This window comes from Pseudomonas sp. SMV7 (assembly GCF_052041995.1).
In the GTDB taxonomy this organism is placed as follows: domain Bacteria; phylum Pseudomonadota; class Gammaproteobacteria; order Pseudomonadales; family Pseudomonadaceae; genus Aquipseudomonas.
Genome location: NZ_JBKGGT010000017.1, coordinates 57335 through 75808, shown reverse-complemented (window position 1 = coordinate 75808; position 18474 = coordinate 57335). Strand labels below are relative to the sequence as shown.

Sequence of the window (18474 nt, the reverse complement as noted above, 5' to 3'; positions counted from 1 at the left end):
GTGGGCTCAGTGCTTGGTGAGCTTGTCCAGGTAGCCCATGCAGAACGCCGAAACCACGAAGGTCATGTGGATGATCACGTACCACATAAGGTAATCGGTGGAGATGTTCTGTGCATCCATGAACACCCGCAGCAGGTGGATGGACGAAATGGCCACGATCGACGCCGCGACTTTCATCTTCAGCGACGAGGAATCCATCTTGCCCAGCCAGTTGAGCTTTTCCTTGCTCTCGTCGATATCCAGCTGCGAGACGAAGTTCTCGTAGCCGGAAATCATCACCATCACCAGCAGGCCACCGACCAGCGACATGTCGATCAACGACAGGATCACCAGGATCAGGTCGGCTTCGCTCAGGGCAAAGACGTTGGGCAGGACGTGGACCACTTCCTGGAAGAATTTCAGCGCCAGGGCCAGCAGGCCGAGGGACAGGCCGAAGTAGATCGGTGCGAGCAGCCAGCGCGAGGCATACATCGCGTTTTCGAGGATACGTTCCATGGAGGATTGGGACTCATCAGGTGACTAAAAAGCGACGGCGAGTATAGCCAGCCACCTGTGACAGCAAAAGCCCGCTGAACGGGGCTGCGCTGCAGCCCCGGCAATTCGTTCAGGTTTCAGGATGGAACTGGAAATCCCCGAGGTTACGGCAGCGGTCGCCATTGATCCGCCGCAGTTGCGCCTGCAGGTGCAAACACCAGATCTGCGGGTCCTCGGCCACCTGGTAGCCATGCAAGGTCAGGCTGTCGACGATGGCATTCAATACCGACTCGGCCACCAGCGGCCCATGAAACGGCCCCTGGGCCTTGATCGCGGAAGGCTGTTCACCGGCCATTCCGGCAGCGAACAGCAGCGTCCACATACCGTTGTCCCCGGCCAACGGTCGGATGCAACATTCGATACGGGTCACCAGGCCCAGGCACTGGCGTGTGAGGCTGAGGTTGCGCATGGCCGCGTCCCCTCCAGAGAGCCTTGTTCAGCCTGGACTCAGGCTGTTTCCATCCTGAACGCTGATACCGTCCTTAAGTTCCAGCATAGAAGAACGGCATGCAAAGTTGGAAAACTGGCGCTGAACGGTAGCACTTCGCCGCCAGCGCCAGTTTATTGACTCAGGCCGGCTTGGCCTGGGCAATCACCTCTTCCAGGCGCTCTTTCTCCGCCTTCTCGATTTCTTCCTCACCGATCATCTCGGCAATCTCGCGCAGGCGCTCCACCACCCGGGCGTTCACGCTGCCTTCGGTGAACTGGCCCTTGTCATCCAGCACCCCGGCCTCCTCGCCCACCAGCAGGCTCAGCGCCTCGTCGGCCTGGCTTACCGCGTAGACGTGGAACATGCCGTTCTCCACGGCCTGCAGCACGCGCTCGTCGAGCATCAGCGTGGCGACGTTGGCGCGCGGGATGATCACCCCCTGCTCACCGGTCAGGCCACGCGCCTCGCACAGGCGGAAGAAGCCTTCGATCTTCTCGTTGACCCCACCCACCGCCTGCACTTCACCAAACTGGTTGATCGAACCGGTGATGGCGAAGCATTGCTTGAGCGGCGTGCGCGACAAGGCCGAGATCAGCGTGCAGGCTTCGCCCAGCGAGGCGCTGTCGCCGTCGACGTAGCCGTAGGACTGCTCCAGGGCGATGCTCGCCGAGATCGCCAGCGGGAATTCCTGGGCATAACGGCTGCCCAGGTAGCCGGTGAGGATCATCACGCCCTTGGAGTGGATCGGCTGGCCGAGGTTGACCTCACGTTCGATGTCGACGATGCCGCTGCCGCCCGGGTACACGGTGGCGGAGATACGCGCCGGCATGCCGAACGCCGAGTCGCCCACCTCCAGCACGGTCAGGCCGTTGCACTTGCCGATGGCCGCGCCTTCGGTGTCGATCAGGATGATGCCGGCCAGCATGTCGTCCAGCACCCGCTGCGAAACTCGCCCGGTGCGGGTGGCCTTGGCCTTGAGTGCACGTTCGATATGGCCGGCGTCGGTCATTTCGTCACTGGCCAGCTGGCGAATGAAATCGGCTTCGCTGACCAGCTGGAACAGGTCACCGATACGCGCCGAAAGGCGCGACTGGTTCTCTGCCAGGCGGGCGCTGTAGGTGGCCAGGCGCGCCACGGCATCACTGGTCAGCGGCGCCATGCCCTCTTCATTGGTACGGGTGCGCAGCAACTGGGCAAACTGCTCGAGGTTCTCGTCGACCATGGGCATGTCTTCGTCGAAGTCCACCAGCACCCGGAACATCTCCTGGAAGTCCGAGTCGTGGTCCTGCAACGCGTAGTACAGCTGGCGCGAACCGATGATGATCAGCTTGACGTTCAGCGGGATCATCTGCGGCGTCAGGCTGACAGTGGCCACGCGGCCCAGCTCGCCCAGCGGCGACTCCATCTTCAGCTTGCGCGACTGCAGGGCACGCTTGAGCGCGTCCCATACGAAGGGCTCGCCGAGCATCTTCTCGGCCTCGAGAATCAGGAAACCACCGTTGGCGCGGTGCAACGCACCCGGGCGCAGTTGGCGGTACGAGGTATACAGCGCGCCCTGGTCGGTGCTGTATTCGATACGGCCGAACAAGTTGTCGTAAGTCGGGTGTGGCTCGAACACCACGGGTGCGCCGCCGTCAGCGTGATGGCCAACCACCAGGCTGGGGGCATATTGCTCTTCGAGCAGCTTGCGTGCGACGGCGTCGGTCTTGCTGTCGTCCACCAGCTGCTCGACCACGGTCCGCAGCAGGTTCAACTGCACCGACTGCAGGTAGGCACAGACCGCCGCGTTTTCCGCGTATTTTTCCGACAACGGTGCCAGCAACGGCTGCAGGGCCAGGGTGATGGTTTCTTCGTTAAGCTGGCGCAGCTGGTTGTTCGACTCGCGCTTCCATTGCGGCAGGCTGGCCAGCTCTTCGTTCAGGCGTTCCTCGAGCAGGGCGATGTCTTCGTGGAACTGCTCGCGCACTTCTTCCGGCAGCTGGGCGAATTCGGCTTCATCCAGGGCCTTGCCGTCGGCCATCGGGGTGAAGGCGACGTTGCTGGCGTCGCGGTACAGGGCCACGTCCTTTTCCAGCGAGGCACGCTCGATCACATCCAGGGCACGGTCGTAACGCTGGTTGAAGGCGCGGTCGATGGCGCCTTTCTTCTGCTGGTAGGACGGGTGCTCGAACACCGCCGGGAAGGTCGCCAACAGGTTGTCGATCAGCCCGTTCATGTCGGCAATGAACGCCCCGGCGCTGCCGGACGGCAACTCCAGCGCGCGCGGTTCGCGGGTGTCGTCGAAGTGGTTGACATAGACCCAGTCGGACGGGGTCTGCTGGCGCTTGCCCTCGGCCTTGAGGTAGCGCTTGACGAACGAGAAACGGCCGGTGCCGGGCTCGCCCATCACATACACGTTGTAGCCGGGGCGCGGCATGGCCACGCCGAACTGCAGGGCCTCGACAGCACGCTCCTGGCCCAGGACTCCGCGAAACGGCTCCAGATCGTCGGTGTTGGTAAAGGCAAACTGCTCGGGGGAGAAACGCCGGGTCAGGGCTTCAGGCGCGAGACGCAGGCGCGCAGCGACAGGATCGGGCATTGGGTTTCCTTACTTCGGCGGGGCAGATACGCAGCATTCTGGCGCTGCCCGCGCGCGCCTTGCAAGGCTCCACGGGACTTTATCTCGCAGCCGCAGCGGGTCATCCGGCAGCAAATTTTTCGCAATCAGCAACGCAACCTTTAGATCGTGCCTAAACTCCAAGCTGCGCGGGTGGGTGAAAAGCTTTCCCGACCTGGCAACCGAGTTGCCAGAAACCCTGACCCTTGGTTAAGTCAAATAGAGAACAAATGCTATGAAACGGATTCTTCTGGGTACTCTGTTCACCGTGGTTTCGCTTAACGCCATGGCCGAAGCGCCAGGCGGCCCGAACTGCGGCTGGGGCAACATGCTGTTCGAAGGCCAGCGCGGCACTCCGGCACACTTCCTGGCTTCCACCACCAACGGCACCTCCGGTAACGCCACGTTCGGCATGACGTCCGGCACCAACGGTTGCTCGACCAAGGCTTCGCTGACCTACGGCGGCAAGTCCTGGTTCGCCATGAACGGCATGATGAACGAGCTGTCCGAAGACATGGCCATGGGCCAGGGCGAAGCACTGACCACCTATGCCGTGGTACTCGGCGTGGCCCCGGAAGACCGCGGCTACTTCGCAGCCGTCACCCACCAGCACTTCAACCAGATCTTCAGCAGTGCCGACGTCACTGCCGAAACGGTCCACAGCAACACCCTGGCCGTTCTGAAGAACGATCCACGCCTGGCCAAATACGCTACCGAGGCCTAAGCGCAGCTGCTCCCGCCCCGGCTCCGGGGCGGGTTTCGCCTTTTTCCGGCATCGTTAAGAAGTAGTTGCCCGACATGCTCAAACGCCTCGTTTCCCTGGCGCTGTGTGCCTGCGCCCCTGTACATGCCGCACCGCTGCTGGACCACGGCCGTCTCCAGCAACTGGCCAACACCCCCTACTGGATTGCCCTGGGCCATTACGAAACCGCCAAGCTCGGTGGCTGGCGCAGCTATGTCGATGATGACGCATTCTTCCTCGCCGAGGACGGCGCGCAGCATCCCGACCACGAGCTGCAAGCCACGGTCGAAGCGCTGTACGCCCCGGCCAGCCTCGGCGACCAGCACGCCCAGTGCCGGTTCCCCGCGCGCACCCGCTGGCTGCGTGAACAGCTCGACCTGCAAGACTTGCCACAGCCGGCCTGCCAGGAATTCAACACCTGGTACCAGTCGATCGACCCGCACAGCGCGGCGCTGATCTTCCCGGCGGCCTACCTGAACAGCCCGTCCTCGATGTTCGGCCATACCTTGCTGCGTATCGACCAGTCGAAAACCCGAAGCGACGACACCACGCTGCTGAGCTACGCGATCAACTTCGGCGCCTACATCGAAGGCAGCGACAACAGCATCCTGTATGCCTGGAAAGGCCTCATGGGCGGCTATCCGGGCCTGTTCGCGCTGATGCCCTACCAGGAAAAACTCTCCGAGTACCGCAGCCTGGAAAACCGCGACCTGTGGGAATACCAGCTGGACCTGACGCCAGCAGAGACCGGGCGCATGGTCGAACATGTGTGGGAGCTGAAGCAGATCCAGTTCGACTACTTCTTCTTCGACGAAAACTGCTCGTATCGCCTGCTGGAGCTGCTGCAAGTGGCCCGGCCGAGCCTGGACCTGACCTCACAGTTCCCGCTGACCGCCATCCCCACCGACACGGTGAAGGCCGTGAAGCAATCCGGCCTGGTCGCCAGCGAGACGTACCGTCCCTCCCGCGAACGTGAACTGCTGGCCCGGGCCGAGCCGCTCGATCACGACGAAAAGCGCCAGGTGCTGGCTGTAAGCGCCGACACCGCGCAACTGCAGAGCCGCGAATTCAAGGCCCTGCCCCGCCAGCGCCAAGCGCTGGTGCAGGATGCCGCGTACCGCCTGGAGCGTTACCGCGCCAATGGCCAGGAGCGCGACCCTGGGCAGGCCAAGCGCAGTTTCGAACTGCTGCGGGCGATCAACAGCAACCCGCCACCGCCCCTACAGATCGAGCGCCCGGGCCTGCCCGAGGACGGCCACGACTCGCGCACCTGGCAGCTGGGCGTGGGCACCCGCGAGGACCGCGCCTACGCCGAATACGGCCTGCGCATGGCCTACCACGACCTGAACGACAACGCCTACGGCTTCCCGTTGGGGGCGCAGATCGAGATCCTGCAATTGAAGGTGCGCCAGTACGAAGGTAACGACTGGCAGGTACAGCGCCTGGACCTGGCAACCATCCGCTCGCTGACCCCGCGCAACGCGTTGCTCCAGCCGTGGTCGTGGCAGGTAGCCAGCGGGCTGGAACGGGTGCCGGGCAAGCATGACGACGAAGTGCTGGTGAGCCATGTGAACGGCGGAGCGGGTGGCACCTGGCAGCTGGCGGACGGGCTGCTGGGCTTTGCCCTGGGCACGCTGCGGGTCGAGCACCACAACGACTTTGCCCAGTTCATCGCGCCGGCGGCGGGGTTCAACGGCGGGCTGCTATGGCGCAATGGCCTGGGCAACATGACGCTCGAAGCCAAGGGGGATTACTTCAGCAATGGCGAGGTACGACGCAGCGTGAGCCTGAACCAGCAGTGGGAAATCAGCCAGAACCTGGGGCTGCGCCTGAGCGCCTCGCGCGAGTTCAGTCACCTGGCGACGGCACAGAACGAGGTCATGCTGGAACTGAAGTGGTACCACTACTGATTGTGAACCAACCGACTCTTTGACACTGTTTTGACAGCTCCCCGACAAATCGCCACCTAGACTTTCCGGTATCTCTCCGAAGGTCCAGGTGGTCATGTCGCGGTATTGGTCGGGCTTGTGCATTGCCTTGTTGCTGGCGGGTTGCGAAACGACCCATGAACAGATGGTCAACCGCGGTTATCCCCCGGCGTTCGCCGACGGCTATGCGGATGGCTGCAGCAGCGGCCGCCAGGCAGCCGGGCTGATGGTCGGTGACTTTCGCAAGGATGTACAACGCTACCTGCATGAGCGCCAGTACGAAGCGGGTTGGGACGACGGCTTCCGCCAGTGCCAGGCGATGCAGAACAGTGAGGAACAGCGCCAGTACCACGAGCGTTTCTGGGACCAGCGCGACCGCGACTGGGAACAGGAGAAGGATCGCGGCGCTGCCAAGGCTTATCGCCACGACTGAGTCGCAATCGGACATCCCTGGAAACCCGTAGCCTGCCATGATGGTCTCCTGCACAAGGAGGTAGCCATGAGCCGAGCATTCGTCAACGAAGACCAGGCCGCCGCCCAGGCCGACCAGCCTGTCGAGCGACGGGTCAGCGAACAACCCAACTACGTGACCGCCAGTGGCCTGCGCCAGTTGCAGGACCGCGTGGCCGAGCTGAATGCCCTGCGCAGCGAGCTGCAGGCCCAGGGCGAGCATGGCGACAAGCAGCGCCTGGCCGATACCGAGCGGGATTTGCGCTATTTCAACGCGCGGCTGCAGAGCGCGCAGGTGGTCCCGCCGGCGACATCGCGGAGCAAGGTGCAGATCGGTAGCCGGGTGCGGTTTGTCGATGCCCAGGACCGGGAGCATGTGGTGCGGCTGGTGGGTGAGGACGAGGCGGATGCGGGGCGCGGGTTGATCAACTGGGGCTCGCCGCTGGGGCGGGCATTGCTCGGGGCCGGGCCTGGCGATGAAGTGCTGTGGCGGCGGCCGGCGGGAGAGCAGGTGATCGAGGTAGTCGACATCGAGGGTGAGGGTTGAAGGCCACGGGGCTGCTTCGCAGCCCATCGCGACGCGAGGCCGCTTCTACCAAGGCCGCGACACCTGAATGCCCGCGGCCCCGGCACGCTCGACTCAGACCACGCCTTGCGCCAGCATCGCATCCGCCACTTTCACGAAACCGGCAATGTTCGCGCCCTTCACATAGTTGATCCGGCCATCGGCCTCTTCACCGTAGTGAACGCAGGCATGGTGAATCGACTGCATGATGTTGTGCAGCTTGCTGTCTACCTCACCGGCGGTCCACAGCAAGCGCATGGCATTCTGCGACATCTCCAGCCCCGACACGGCCACACCACCGGCGTTGGAGGCCTTGCCCGGCGCATACAGGATGCCGGCCTCCAGGAAGATATCCACAGCCGCGAGGGTGGTCGGCATGTTGGCGCCTTCCGCCACGCAGATACAGCCATTGCCCAGCAGGGTGCGCGCGTCCTCGGCGTCCAGCTCGTTCTGCGTGGCGCACGGCAAGGCGATGTCACACGGCAGGTTCCAGGGGGTCTGGCCCTTGCGGAACTCCAGGCCGAACTGGGCGGCCAGCTCGCTGATGCGGCCACGCTTGACGTTCTTGAGCGCCATGAGCGCATCCCACTGGGCGTCGGTCAGGCCGGCCTCGGCGTAAAGGGTACCTTCGGAATCGGACAGCGAAATGACCTTGCCCCCCAGGTCCATGACCTTGCGTGCCGCATACTGGGCCACGTTGCCCGAGCCAGAAATCGCCACGCGGCAGCCATCGATGCGCTTGTCCTGGCGCTTGAGCATTTCTTCGGCGAAGTACACGCAGCCGTAGCCGGTGGCTTCCGGGCGGATCAGGCTGCCGCCGTAGGTCATGCCCTTGCCGGTCAGTACCGAGGTGAACTGGTTGGCCAGGCGCTTGTACTGGCCGAACAGGAAGCCGATCTCGCGAGCACCCACGCCAATGTCACCGGCCGGTACGTCCAGGTCAGCGCCGATGTGGCGGTACAGCTCGCTCATGAACGCCTGGCAGAAGCGCATCACTTCAGCGTCGCTCTTGCCTTTCGGGTCGAAGTCCGAGCCGCCTTTGCCGCCGCCCATGGGTAGCGAGGTGAGGGAGTTCTTGAACACCTGCTCGAACGCCAGGAACTTGAGCACGCCGAGGTTGACCGACGGGTGGAAGCGCAGGCCGCCCTTGTATGGGCCGATGGCGCTGCTCATCTGGATGCGGTAGCCGCGGTTGACCTGCACCTTGCCCTGGTCATCGACCCAGGACACACGGAACAGCACGGCGCGCTCCGGCTCGACCATGCGCTCGAGAATGCCGGCTTGCAGGTAATGAGGGTTGGCTTCGAGGAACGGCCACAGGCTGCGCAGCACTTCTTCCACCGCCTGGTGGAATTCGGGCTGGGCCGGGTCGCGTTGCTTCAGGCGTGCGAGGAAATTATCGACAGATTCGATCATGGTAGACGTCTCACCCAGGATTGGACTTATTGGTTTTTTCCCGAATGTACCAAGAAGCAATCGCACCGGAACAGGGCGAAATGTCGTTTTTATGAAATTATTTGGTGCGTTTTCTATAAGTGTATACAAAACCAAAGTCGGCGGCGGCTTCTTCGCGGGCTCGCCCGCTCCCACAGGCTCATTACAGGCCTGAGGTTCCAAGGGCTGCTGTGGGAGCGGGCATGCCCGCGAATGAAGCCAACTCCAATTTCCAGCCAGGCACAAAAATGGGGCCTGACAAGGCCCCATTCTTGTGCACCAGAATCCGGCTTACTGGGCCAGCTTCTTGTGTCGGACACGGTGCGGCTGGGCAGCAGCATCGCCCAGGCGCTTCTTGCGGTCGGCTTCGTACTCGGTGTAGTTGCCTTCGAAGAACACCACGTTCGAGTCGTCTTCGTACGCCAGGATGTGGGTAGCCACACGGTCCAGGAACCAACGGTCGTGGGAAATCACGATCGCGGCGCCAGGGAAGTCCAGCAGGGCTTCTTCCAGCGAACGCAGGGTTTCGACGTCGAGGTCGTTGGACGGTTCGTCGAGCAGCAGGACGTTACCGCCCTCCTTCAGGGTCAGGGCCAGGTGCAGGCGGCCACGCTCACCACCGGACAGGTCCTTGACGAACTTCTGCTGGTCGCCACCCTTGAAGTTGAAGCGGCCCACATAGGTACGCGACGGGATCTCGTAGTTGCCGATGCGGATCACGTCGGAACCGTCGGAAATCTGCTGGAACACGGTCTTGCTGCCGTCCAGGTCTTCACGGCTCTGGTCGACGCAGGCCAGCTGCACGGTTTCACCGATCTCGATGCTGCCCGAGTCCGGCTGCTCCTTGCCCATCAGCATGCGGAACAGGGTCGACTTACCGGCACCGTTACCACCGATCACACCGACGATGGCGCCTTTCGGCATGGAGAACGACAGGTTGTCGATCAGCACGCGGTCGCCGTAGCCCTTGGTGACGTTCTTGAACTCGATGACCTTGTCGCCCAGGCGTGGGCCGGCCGGGATGTAGATCTCGTTGGTTTCGCTGCGCTTCTGGAATTCCTGCGATTGCATTTCCTCGAAGCGCTGCAGACGGGCCTTGGACTTGGACTGGCGGGCCTTGGCGCCTTTGCGCACCCACTCCAGTTCCTCTTTCATGGCCTTTTCATGGGCGCTCTGCTGCTTCGATTCCTGCGCCAGGCGCTCGGACTTGGCTTCCAGCCAGCCCGAGTAGTTGCCTTCGTACGGGATACCGGCGCCGCGGTCCAGTTCCAGGATCCAGCCGGCGACGTTGTCGAGGAAGTAACGGTCGTGGGTAATCGCTACCACGGTGCCCGGGAAGTCGTGCAGGAAACGCTCCAGCCAGGCCACCGAGTCGGCGTCCAGGTGGTTGGTCGGTTCGTCCAGCAGCAGCATGTCGGGCGCCGACAGCAGCAGGCGGCACAGTGCCACACGGCGCTTTTCACCACCGGACAGGTGCTCGATGCGTGCATCCCAGGCCGGCAGGCGCAGGGCGTCGGCGGCAACATCCAGCTGGCGCTCGAGGTTGTGGCCATCGGCCGCCTGCAGGATGGCTTCGAGCTTGGCCTGCTCGGCGGCCAGCTTGTCGAAATCGGCATCGGGTTCGGCATAGGCCGCGTAGACCTCGTCCAGGCGTGCCTGGGCGTCCTTGATCACGCTGACCGCTTCCTCGACCACTTCACGCACCGACTTGTTCGGGTCCAGTTGCGGTTCCTGCGGCAGGTAGCCAACGTTGATGTCGGGCATCGGACGGGCTTCGCCGTCGAATTCCTTGTCGACGCCCGCCATGATCCGCAGCAGGGTCGATTTACCGGCGCCGTTCAGGCCGAGCACGCCGATCTTGGCACCCGGGAAGAACGACAGGGAAATATTCTTGAGAATTTCCCGCTTCGGCGGCACGACCTTGCTCAGCCGATGCATGGTGTAGACGTATTGAGCCAAAACCAAGCCCTCTAATCAGATAGGTAAAGACATCGACGATCGCCCCGGCGCGCTGGCCAGGGGGATGTGTTTACGGGGTGTCATTGAACAAAGTCGACCATTCTACGCCAACGCGCAGCGTTGCACAGGTGGGGTCGATGGGGGGTGACCCCCGGGGGAAAATGGTTGCCAGTACCAGCCCCTTCGCGGGCTCGCCCGCGAAGGGGCCGGCACAGCAGTCGAAGATGGCTCAGACGTGACGCTGCTTGGCCTTGCCGCGTGGCAGGCGGCAACGCTCGCCCTGCTCTGCCAGGCGCGCGGCCCAGGCTGCCTTGACACTGAAGCCACCGGCACGGGCCGGCTGTTGCGCCACCTTGGCCAGCTGGGCAGCAGGCACGTTGACCACCTTGGCGGCCGGCTTGCTGGCCGCGGCTACGGTAACTGCCGGTTCTGCTGCCGCCTTGGCGGTCTTGCGCAGTTCAGCCAGCGACGGGCTCTTGCTCTTGGCGGCGGTGGCCACCTCGGGTTTGCTCAGCGAACGCTGGCAGGACTTGCACGATACGTCCTCGGTCACGGCAGTGCTGACAAGGGTCTGACTGCTGCGCCCGCAGGCGGAATCGAGGCCATTGGTGGAAAAGTGAGTAACCAAAACCGAACATCTCCGATGCGTTGTCATGTGAAGCGGGCGCTATTCTCGCACAGGTCGCTGGGGCTTGCCGAACCAGCGGGCCGGCACCATCGGTCATATCGGCTGGCACTTTGCCATAATCCTAGGCATGCTAGCCCGTTTCGGGTGTCCGGTCTTATAGTGCGCCACTGCGGTCTGGCAACCAGACACCGGCACATACCGTGCATCATTAACCCCTGCCATCGCCAGCCCAATCGCAGGATCAACGCTTGACCAATCTTACTCATCCGCCGTCATTGCGTTCCGCGCCACAAGCGCCTGCGGGCTCCCTGCGCGGGTCGATCAAGGGTGCGCTGGCGCTACTGGCCCTGATCCTGCTGGGGCTGCTGGTGTGGCAACTGTTCGCCCAGTTCAGCCATACCCAGGCCGACCTGCGCAAGAAAACCCTGGAAGGCACCGCCGAGCTGGCCGACCACCTGGGCCTGAACCTGGCGTTCAAGGCGCAACAGGCCGTCAATGTGCTGCAGCCCTACGCCAATGTACCGGCGCCGAAAGCCTTGCCCGGCGTGCTGGCCAACCTGCGTGGGCACCTGCCGGACCTGCAGAGCGTGGCTTGGCTGGATGCTGCCGGGCAGGTGCAGGCCGACAGCCTGGCCGGCAGCCCTGACCGCCAGTTGATTGACGAATTGCTCAAGCTGAGCCAGGGCCACCCGTATTTCTTCAGCAACTCGCCCGACAACAGCTCCGTCTACCTGCTACTGCGCCAGGCCGACGACAACGGTGGCTCCTGGTTGTTGCGCCTGGCGCCAGCGTACTACCGCCCCCTCGTCACCTACCTGGATGGCTCTGGCCGGCCGTTATGGCTGCTGGAAAACAGCCGCAGCGGCGAGATACTGCAACGCCATGCGCCAACCCCGACCAGCAACGCGCCACTGCAGAGCGTGATGCTGGCCTTCGTCGACAACAGCACCTGGCAACTGCGCGGCCTGTTCGACGCCAAGCTGGCGCGCCAGATGCTGCTGCCCGCGCTGCTGGGCAAATGCCTGTTGGTGCTGCTCTGCGCAATGCTGCCGGTTCTGGCGCTGGTCAACATGCGCCGTCGCCAACGGGCGCTGCAGGAAGACCGCCGGCGCTACCAGGAAATCTTCGAAGGCACTGGCGTGGCCTTGTGCGTGCTCGACCTGTCCAGCCTGCCCGGCCAACTCGACCGCTACCACCTGCGCAACCGCGCCGCGCTCAAGCACAGCCTGGCCCTCGACCCAAGCCTGCGCCGCTCCCTGCTGCTGGAGTTGAAGATCACCGAGATCAACCAGGTGGCACGCCAGTTGTTGAACATCGAGTGCCATGAAGGGGCCTGGCAGCGCCTGATCGAAGGCACCGGCGACGGGCGCGACAGCGTGGGCATGCAGCTGATCGATGCGCTGATCGAGCAACGCCCGTCGCTGGAGCTGGAAGTGCGCCTGCCGGCCCCGCTGGGCGGCGAGCTGCACCTGTGGCTGATGGCCCGCCTGCCGCAACAGCGCCGTGATTACCAGGCAGTGATCCTCAGCATCAGCGATATCACCAGCCGCAAGCAGGTGGAGCTGTCGCTGCTCGAGCGTGAAAGTTTCTGGTCGGACGTGGTGCGCACCGTGCCCGACCAGCTGTACGTGCAGGACGTGCTCAGCCAGCGAATGATCTTCAGCAACCGCCATCTCGGCCAGACCCTGGGCTACGACCGTACCGAGCTGGCGCAGATGGGCGACCGCTTCTGGGAGTTGCTGCTGCACCCCGAAGACGCCGCGCACTACCAGGCGCTGCGCCAGCAACAGCGCGACAGCGGCCATGACCAGCCACTGCACTGCCAGCTGCGCTTCCGCCACCGCGATGGCGGCTGGCGCTGCTACGACATTCGCGAACAGGTACTCACCCGTGACGCCGATGGCCAGGTCACACGCATCATCGGCGTGGGCAAGGACGTGACGGTACAGATCGAGGCCAGCCAGTCGCTGCGCGACAGCGAGCAGCGCTACCGCATGCTCGCCGAAAGCATCAGCGACGTGATCTTCTCCACCGACAACCTGCTCCAGCTCAACTACGTCAGCCCCTCGGTGCAGAGCGTGCTGGGCTACCAGGCCGACTGGATCTTCAGCAACGGCTGGCAGTCGATCATCGCCAACCCGGCCCAGCTCACCGGCATCTACAGCCTGATGGAGCGTGTCAGCAAGGCCATGGGCGACCCCGCGCAGCTGGCCCTGCTGCGCAGCCAGTTGCCGACCCAGCTGTTCCTGTTCGACTGCCTGCGCGCCGATGGCCGCAAGATCCCCATCGAACTGCGCCTGGTGCTGGTGTGGGACGATGACCAGCACTTCGAAGGCGTGCTCGGGGTGGGCCGCGACATCAGCCAGCAACGCCGCGCCGAAAAAGACCTGCGCATGGCTGCGACGGTATTCGAGCACTCGACCTCGGCGATTCTCATCACTGACCCGGCCGGCTATATCGTCCAGGCCAACGAAGCGTTCAGCCGCGTCAGTGGCTACGCCGTCAGCGAGGTGCTCGACCAGTTGCCGGGCATGCTCACCGTCGACGAGCAGCAGGAAGGCCACCTGCGCTATGTGGTCAAGCAGCTGCACCAGCGCGGCAGCTGGGAAGGTGAAGTGTGGCTCAAGCGCCGCGACGGCGACCATTACCCGGCCTGGGTCGGCATCACTGCGGTGCTGGATGACGAGGGCGACCTCGCCAGCTACGTGTGCTTCTTCACCGACATCAGCGAGCGCAAGGCCAGCGAACAGCGCATTCACCGCCTGGCCTACTACGATGCCCTCACCCACCTGCCCAACCGCACGCTGTTCCAGGACCGCCTGTACAACGCCCTGCAGCAGGCCGAGCGGCAGAAGGCCTGGGTGGTGCTGATGTTCCTCGACCTGGACCGCTTCAAGCCGATCAACGACTCGCTCGGCCACGCCGCCGGCGACCGCATGCTCAAGGACATGGCCCAGCGCCTGCTGGCCTGCGTGGACGACGACGATACCGTGGCGCGCATGGGCGGCGACGAGTTCACCCTGCTGCTGCAACCACGCGCCACCCGCGAGATGGCGCTCAACCGTGCGATTCATGTGGCCGAGAACATCCTCGCCAGCCTGGTGCGGCCGTTCGTGCTGGAGAACCGCGAGTTCTTCGTCACCGCCAGTATCGGCATCGCCCTCAGCCCGCAGGACGGCAGCGAACTGAGCCAGCTGATGAAGAACGCCGACACCGCCATGTACCACGCCAAGGAACGCGGCAAGAACAACTTCCAGTTCTACCAGGCCGAGATGAACGCCAGCGCCCTGGAGCGCCTGGAGCTGGAAAGCGACCTGCGCCACGCCATGGAGCAGAACGAGTTCATCCTCTACTACCAGCCGCAGTTCAGCGGCGACGGCAAACGCCTGACCGGTGCCGAAGCCCTGCTGCGCTGGCGCCACCCGACCCGCGGCCTGGTGCCACCAGGCGACTTCATCCCGGTGATCGAGGAGCTGGGCCTGGTGGTCGACGTGGGCGACTGGGTGCTGCGCGAAGCCAGCCGCCAGCTCAAGGCCTGGCACAAGGCCAAGGTGCGGGTGCCGAAGGTATCGGTGAACATTTCTGCGCGGCAGTTCTCCGATGGCCAGCTGGGCACGCGCATCGCCAGGGTCCTGGAAGAAACCGGCCTGCCACCGGCGTGCCTGGAGCTGGAACTGACCGAAAGCATCCTGATGCGCGAGGTGAACGAAGCATTGCAGATTCTGGCCGGCCTGAAAAACCTTGGCCTGAGCATCGCGGTGGACGACTTCGGCACCGGCTATTCGTCGCTGAACTACCTCAAGCAGTTCCCCATCGACGTGCTGAAGATCGACCGCACCTTCGTCGACGGCCTGCCGGAAGGCGAGCAGGATGCGCAGATTGCCCGGGCGATCATCGCCATGGCCCACAGCCTCAACCTGGCGGTGATCGCCGAAGGCGTGGAAACCCACGAGCAACTGGAATTCCTCCGCGAGCATGGCTGTGACGAAGTGCAGGGCTACCTGTTCGGGCGGCCGATGCCGGCACACCAGTTCGAGGCGCAGTTCGCCAACGAGACGCTGTTCATGTTCAATTGAGCCGGCCCTCTCCTGGCATACGCGGGCGCTTGCAGGAGCGGATTTATCCGCGATGCAGGCGACGCGGTGGCTGGCACCGGCCTGGCCGGTGATCGCGGCTGAAGCCGCTCCTGCAGAAGCCCGCATCGGGCCTGGTCCCCAGGCCTGAAAAACGGACCTGGGAGTCAACTCCGGTCCCCGCCCAGCCCAGACACGGCGCGGGATGCAACATGAAGCCCATTGGTCCGCGACTTGATGCCACTTCATATGCCAGCGGCGAATCAATCGGTTAGAATGCCCCCCCAATTCACCCCGATCCTTGAGGACCGCCATGTTCAGCCGTGATTTGACCATTGCCAAGTACGACGCCGAGCTCTTCGAAGCCATGCAGCAAGAAGCTCTGCGCCAGGAAGAGCATATCGAGCTGATCGCTTCGGAAAACTACACCAGCCCGGCAGTCATGGAAGCCCAGGGCTCGGTCCTGACCAACAAGTACGCCGAAGGCTACCCGGGCAAGCGCTACTACGGTGGTTGCGAGTACGTCGACGTCGTCGAGCAACTGGCCATCGACCGTGCCAAGCAGCTGTTCGGCGCCGACTACGCCAACGTTCAGCCGCACGCCGGCTCCCAGGCCAACGCCGCTGTCTACCTGGCCCTGCTGTCGGCCGGTGACACCATCCTGGGCATGAGCCTGGCCCACGGTGGTCACCTGACCCACGGTGCTTCGGTCAGCTCTTCGGGCAAACTGTACAACGCCATCCAGTACGGCATCGATGCCAACGGCCTGATCGACTACGACGAAGTCGAGCGCCTGGCTGTCGAGCACAAGCCGAAGATGATCGTTGCCGGCTTCTCGGCCTACTCGCAGGTTCTGGACTTCGCCCGCTTCCGCGCCATCGCCGACAAGGTCGGTGCCTACCTGTTCGTCGACATGGCCCACGTTGCCGGCCTGGTTGCCGCTGGCGTGTACCCGAACCCGGTGCCGTTCGCCGACGTGGTCACCACCACCACCCACAAGACCCTGCGCGGCCCGCGCGGCGGCCTGATCCTCGCTCGCAAGAACGAAGAGATCGAGAAGAAGCTGAACTCCGCCGTCTTCCCGGGCGCCCAGGGCGGCCCGCTGGAGCACGTCATCGCGGCCAAGGCCATCTGCTTCAAGGAAGCCCTGCAGCCTGAGTTCAAGGCTTACCAGCAGCAGGTGGTGAAGAACGCCCAGGCCATGGCCAGCGTGTTCATCGAGCGTGGTTTCGACGTGGTTTCCGGTGGCACCCAGAACCACCTGTTCCTGCTGTCGCTGATCAAGCAGGAAATCTCCGGCAAGGATGCTGACGCCGCACTGGGCAAGGCCTTCATCACCGTCAACAAGAACTCGGTACCGAACGACCCACGTTCCCCGTTCGTCACCTCGGGCCTGCGCTTCGGCACCCCGGCCGTGACCACCCGTGGTTTCAAGGAAGCCGAGTGCCGCGAGCTGGCTGGCTGGATCTGCGACATCCTGGCTGACCTGAACAACGAAGCGGTCATCGACGCCGTACGTGAGAAGGTCAAAGCTATCTGCAAGAAGCTGCCGGTCTACGGCAACTGATTGGCGATTGCCTGACAGGGAAAAGCCCGGCCTAGTGCCGGGTTTTTTCGTTTTCGGGTTTGTCGCCCCCTGTAGGAGCGGCCTTGTGTCGCGAAAGGGGCGCGCAGCGGCCCCACCACCGCAGCTTCGCCGCCGGGATAGCCGGGACCGCGTTGCGGTCCCTTCGCGACACAAGGCCGCTCCTACAAAAAAGCGCGACACCTTGCTGATAGTGCGTATTACCCTGTGTGCCTTTCAGCCAGCAAACACAGGCCGCACCTTGACCAGAGAGCAACTCGAAACCCGGCAGATCCCAATCTATTTCGCCGTCGTACTCGCCGCCGTCGCCTTCGGCCTGCTGGCCAGCGATACCGCACGCCTGTTGCAAGCCCTGATCACGCCCGCCATCGCCGTGCTGATGTACGCGATGTTCCTGCAGATTCCCTTCCTCGACCTGCGCCAAGGCCTGGGTAACCGCCGCTTCATCGCCGCCCTGCTGCTGGCCAACTTCCTTCTTGTGCCGCTGCTGGTCTGGGCCGTCACCCGTGGGCTGGGCGACCACCCGGCCATCCTCGTCGGCGCACTGCTGGTGCTGCTGACCCCGTGCATCGACTATGTGGTGGTGTTCACCCATATCGGCAAAGGCGATGCGCGCCTGACCCTGGCCGCCACACCTGTGCTGTTGCTGGCGCAACTGGCGTTGCTGCCGCTATACCTGGCGCTGATGCTGGGTGACAACGTGCCGCTCGCCATCACCCCGTTCGTGGAAGCCTTCGTGCTGCTGATCGTGCTGCCGCTGGCCCTGGCTGTGCTCACCAGCGCCGGCGCCCGTCGCTCACGCAGGGTTTCAGCATGGAACAACGCCTGGGCATGGCTGCCGGTACCCGCGATGGCTCTGGTGCTGATGGTGGTAATCGCTTCGCAGATCACCGTGGTGTTCGATGACTTCGAGCGTTTGCTGCCGGTGATCCCGGTATACCTGGGCTTCATGTTTGCGGCACCGCTGCTCGGCATGCTCGCGGCGCGCCTGTTGCGCCTGCCCGCCAGCGAAGCACGCGCGGTGACCTTCAGCGCCGCCACGCGCAACTCGCTGGTGGTGCTGCCGCTGGCGCTGGCGTTACCGGACGAGGTGCGCGGGCTGGCGGCGGCCGCCGTGATCACCCAGACATTGGTCGAGCTGCTGAGCGAACTCGTCTACGTACGGGTGGTACCACGGCTGGTGCGCTGACCCGCAGGCATATGCCATCGCCGGTCAGGGGCGCTCGCCACACACGGCAAACACCTGCACCTCGACCAGGTAGCCCTGCCCCAGATCGGCGCCGACACAGGCCCGTGCCGGCTTGGCACAACCCTGCAACCAGGCGTCATACACCTCGTTCACCAGGTCGAAGTGGCGGTAGTCGGCAATCCATAGCTGGACCCGGGTCAACTGCTCCTTGCTCACCCTGGCCTCGGCCATCAGCCTGTCGATCGTGTTCAGCGCCTGGCGCAACTGCCCCTGTACATCCTGCTGCAGGTCGTCGGCAACCACACCAGCGCTTTCGAACAGGCCCCTGTAGCTGACCGCCAACGACATCCGCTGGCCCACC

14 protein-coding genes are annotated in these 18474 nt (G+C 63.9%); 7 read left to right on the top strand and 7 right to left on the bottom strand.

The features are described 5' to 3' along the window. Window positions 1-6: 6 nt before the first annotated feature. The 3 genes from ACLEJP_RS19575 to ACLEJP_RS19565 all read right to left on the bottom strand — a co-directional run bounded on the left by ACLEJP_RS19575 (window position 7) and on the right by ACLEJP_RS19565 (window position 3542). Window positions 7-495 carry a TIGR00645 family protein gene (locus ACLEJP_RS19575; RefSeq protein ID WP_003247486.1) on the bottom strand — a complete coding sequence of 163 codons (489 nt, stop codon included), beginning with the start codon at window positions 493-495 and terminating at the stop codon, window positions 7-9. Window positions 496-604: 109 nt separating this feature from the next. Beyond that, complete coding sequence (locus tag ACLEJP_RS19570; protein ID WP_170028201.1) at window positions 605-943, bottom strand: PA4575 family protein; 339 nt, start codon at window positions 941-943, stop codon at window positions 605-607. A gap of 160 nt (window positions 944-1103) precedes the next feature. Continuing rightward, entirely contained in the window at window positions 1104-3542 is a 2439-nt protein-coding gene (locus ACLEJP_RS19565; RefSeq protein ID WP_440808990.1) for a Lon protease family protein, read from the bottom strand. Between the two features lie 253 nt (window positions 3543-3795). On the opposite strand from ACLEJP_RS19565, the gene ACLEJP_RS19560 reads away from it, so the two are divergent. The 4 genes from ACLEJP_RS19560 to ACLEJP_RS19545 all read left to right on the top strand — a co-directional run bounded on the left by ACLEJP_RS19560 (window position 3796) and on the right by ACLEJP_RS19545 (window position 7227). Beyond that, window positions 3796-4284, top strand: coding sequence for a DUF3015 domain-containing protein (locus tag ACLEJP_RS19560; protein ID WP_170028199.1), 489 nt, complete (start codon window positions 3796-3798; stop codon window positions 4282-4284). 74 nt (window positions 4285-4358) lie between these two features. After that, window positions 4359-6212 carry an Lnb N-terminal periplasmic domain-containing protein gene (locus ACLEJP_RS19555; protein ID WP_440808987.1) on the top strand — a complete coding sequence of 618 codons (1854 nt, stop codon included), beginning with the start codon at window positions 4359-4361 and terminating at the stop codon, window positions 6210-6212. A 94-nt stretch (window positions 6213-6306) separates the two neighbouring features. Further along, complete coding sequence (locus ACLEJP_RS19550; protein WP_440808986.1) at window positions 6307-6663, top strand: hypothetical protein; 357 nt, start codon at window positions 6307-6309, stop codon at window positions 6661-6663. 66 nt (window positions 6664-6729) lie between these two features. After that, window positions 6730-7227 (top strand): GreA/GreB family elongation factor, encoded by a 498-nt coding sequence (locus tag ACLEJP_RS19545; protein WP_440808984.1) that lies wholly within the window; start codon window positions 6730-6732, stop codon window positions 7225-7227. A gap of 93 nt (window positions 7228-7320) precedes the next feature. On the opposite strand, the gene gdhA is transcribed toward ACLEJP_RS19545, so the two are convergent. From gdhA to ACLEJP_RS19530, 3 genes are all read right to left on the bottom strand, one after another. Then, on the bottom strand, window positions 7321-8661 hold the full coding sequence (gdhA, locus tag ACLEJP_RS19540; protein WP_440808983.1) for an NADP-specific glutamate dehydrogenase: 1341 nt from the start codon (window positions 8659-8661) through the stop codon (window positions 7321-7323). Between the two features lie 309 nt (window positions 8662-8970). Further along, a complete protein-coding gene (gene ettA / locus ACLEJP_RS19535; protein WP_186673876.1) occupies window positions 8971-10638 on the bottom strand; it encodes an energy-dependent translational throttle protein EttA in 1668 nt (555 codons plus the stop codon). Between the two features lie 229 nt (window positions 10639-10867). Then, complete coding sequence (locus ACLEJP_RS19530) at window positions 10868-11266, bottom strand: hypothetical protein (protein ID WP_440808980.1); 399 nt, start codon at window positions 11264-11266, stop codon at window positions 10868-10870. Between the two features lie 248 nt (window positions 11267-11514). Here ACLEJP_RS19530 and ACLEJP_RS19525 point away from each other — a divergent pair, with 248 nt between their 5' ends. From ACLEJP_RS19525 to ACLEJP_RS19515, 3 genes are all read left to right on the top strand, one after another. Then, a complete protein-coding gene (locus ACLEJP_RS19525) occupies window positions 11515-15342 on the top strand; it encodes a sensor domain-containing protein (protein ID WP_440808978.1) in 3828 nt (1275 codons plus the stop codon). A gap of 310 nt (window positions 15343-15652) precedes the next feature. Continuing rightward, the gene (glyA, locus tag ACLEJP_RS19520; RefSeq protein ID WP_023382412.1) at window positions 15653-16906 is read left to right on the top strand and encodes a serine hydroxymethyltransferase; all 1254 of its coding nucleotides are present in this window, start codon (window positions 15653-15655) and stop codon (window positions 16904-16906) included. Window positions 16907-17165: 259 nt separating this feature from the next. After that, entirely contained in the window at window positions 17166-18113 is a 948-nt protein-coding gene (locus tag ACLEJP_RS19515) for an arsenic resistance protein (protein ID WP_440808974.1), read from the top strand. A gap of 24 nt (window positions 18114-18137) precedes the next feature. Here ACLEJP_RS19515 and ACLEJP_RS19510 read toward each other — a convergent pair whose 3' ends face one another. Then, window positions 18138-18461, bottom strand: a complete 324-nt coding sequence (locus tag ACLEJP_RS19510; RefSeq protein WP_440809084.1) for a RidA family protein — start codon at window positions 18459-18461, stop codon at window positions 18138-18140. Window positions 18462-18474 lie beyond the last annotated feature (13 nt).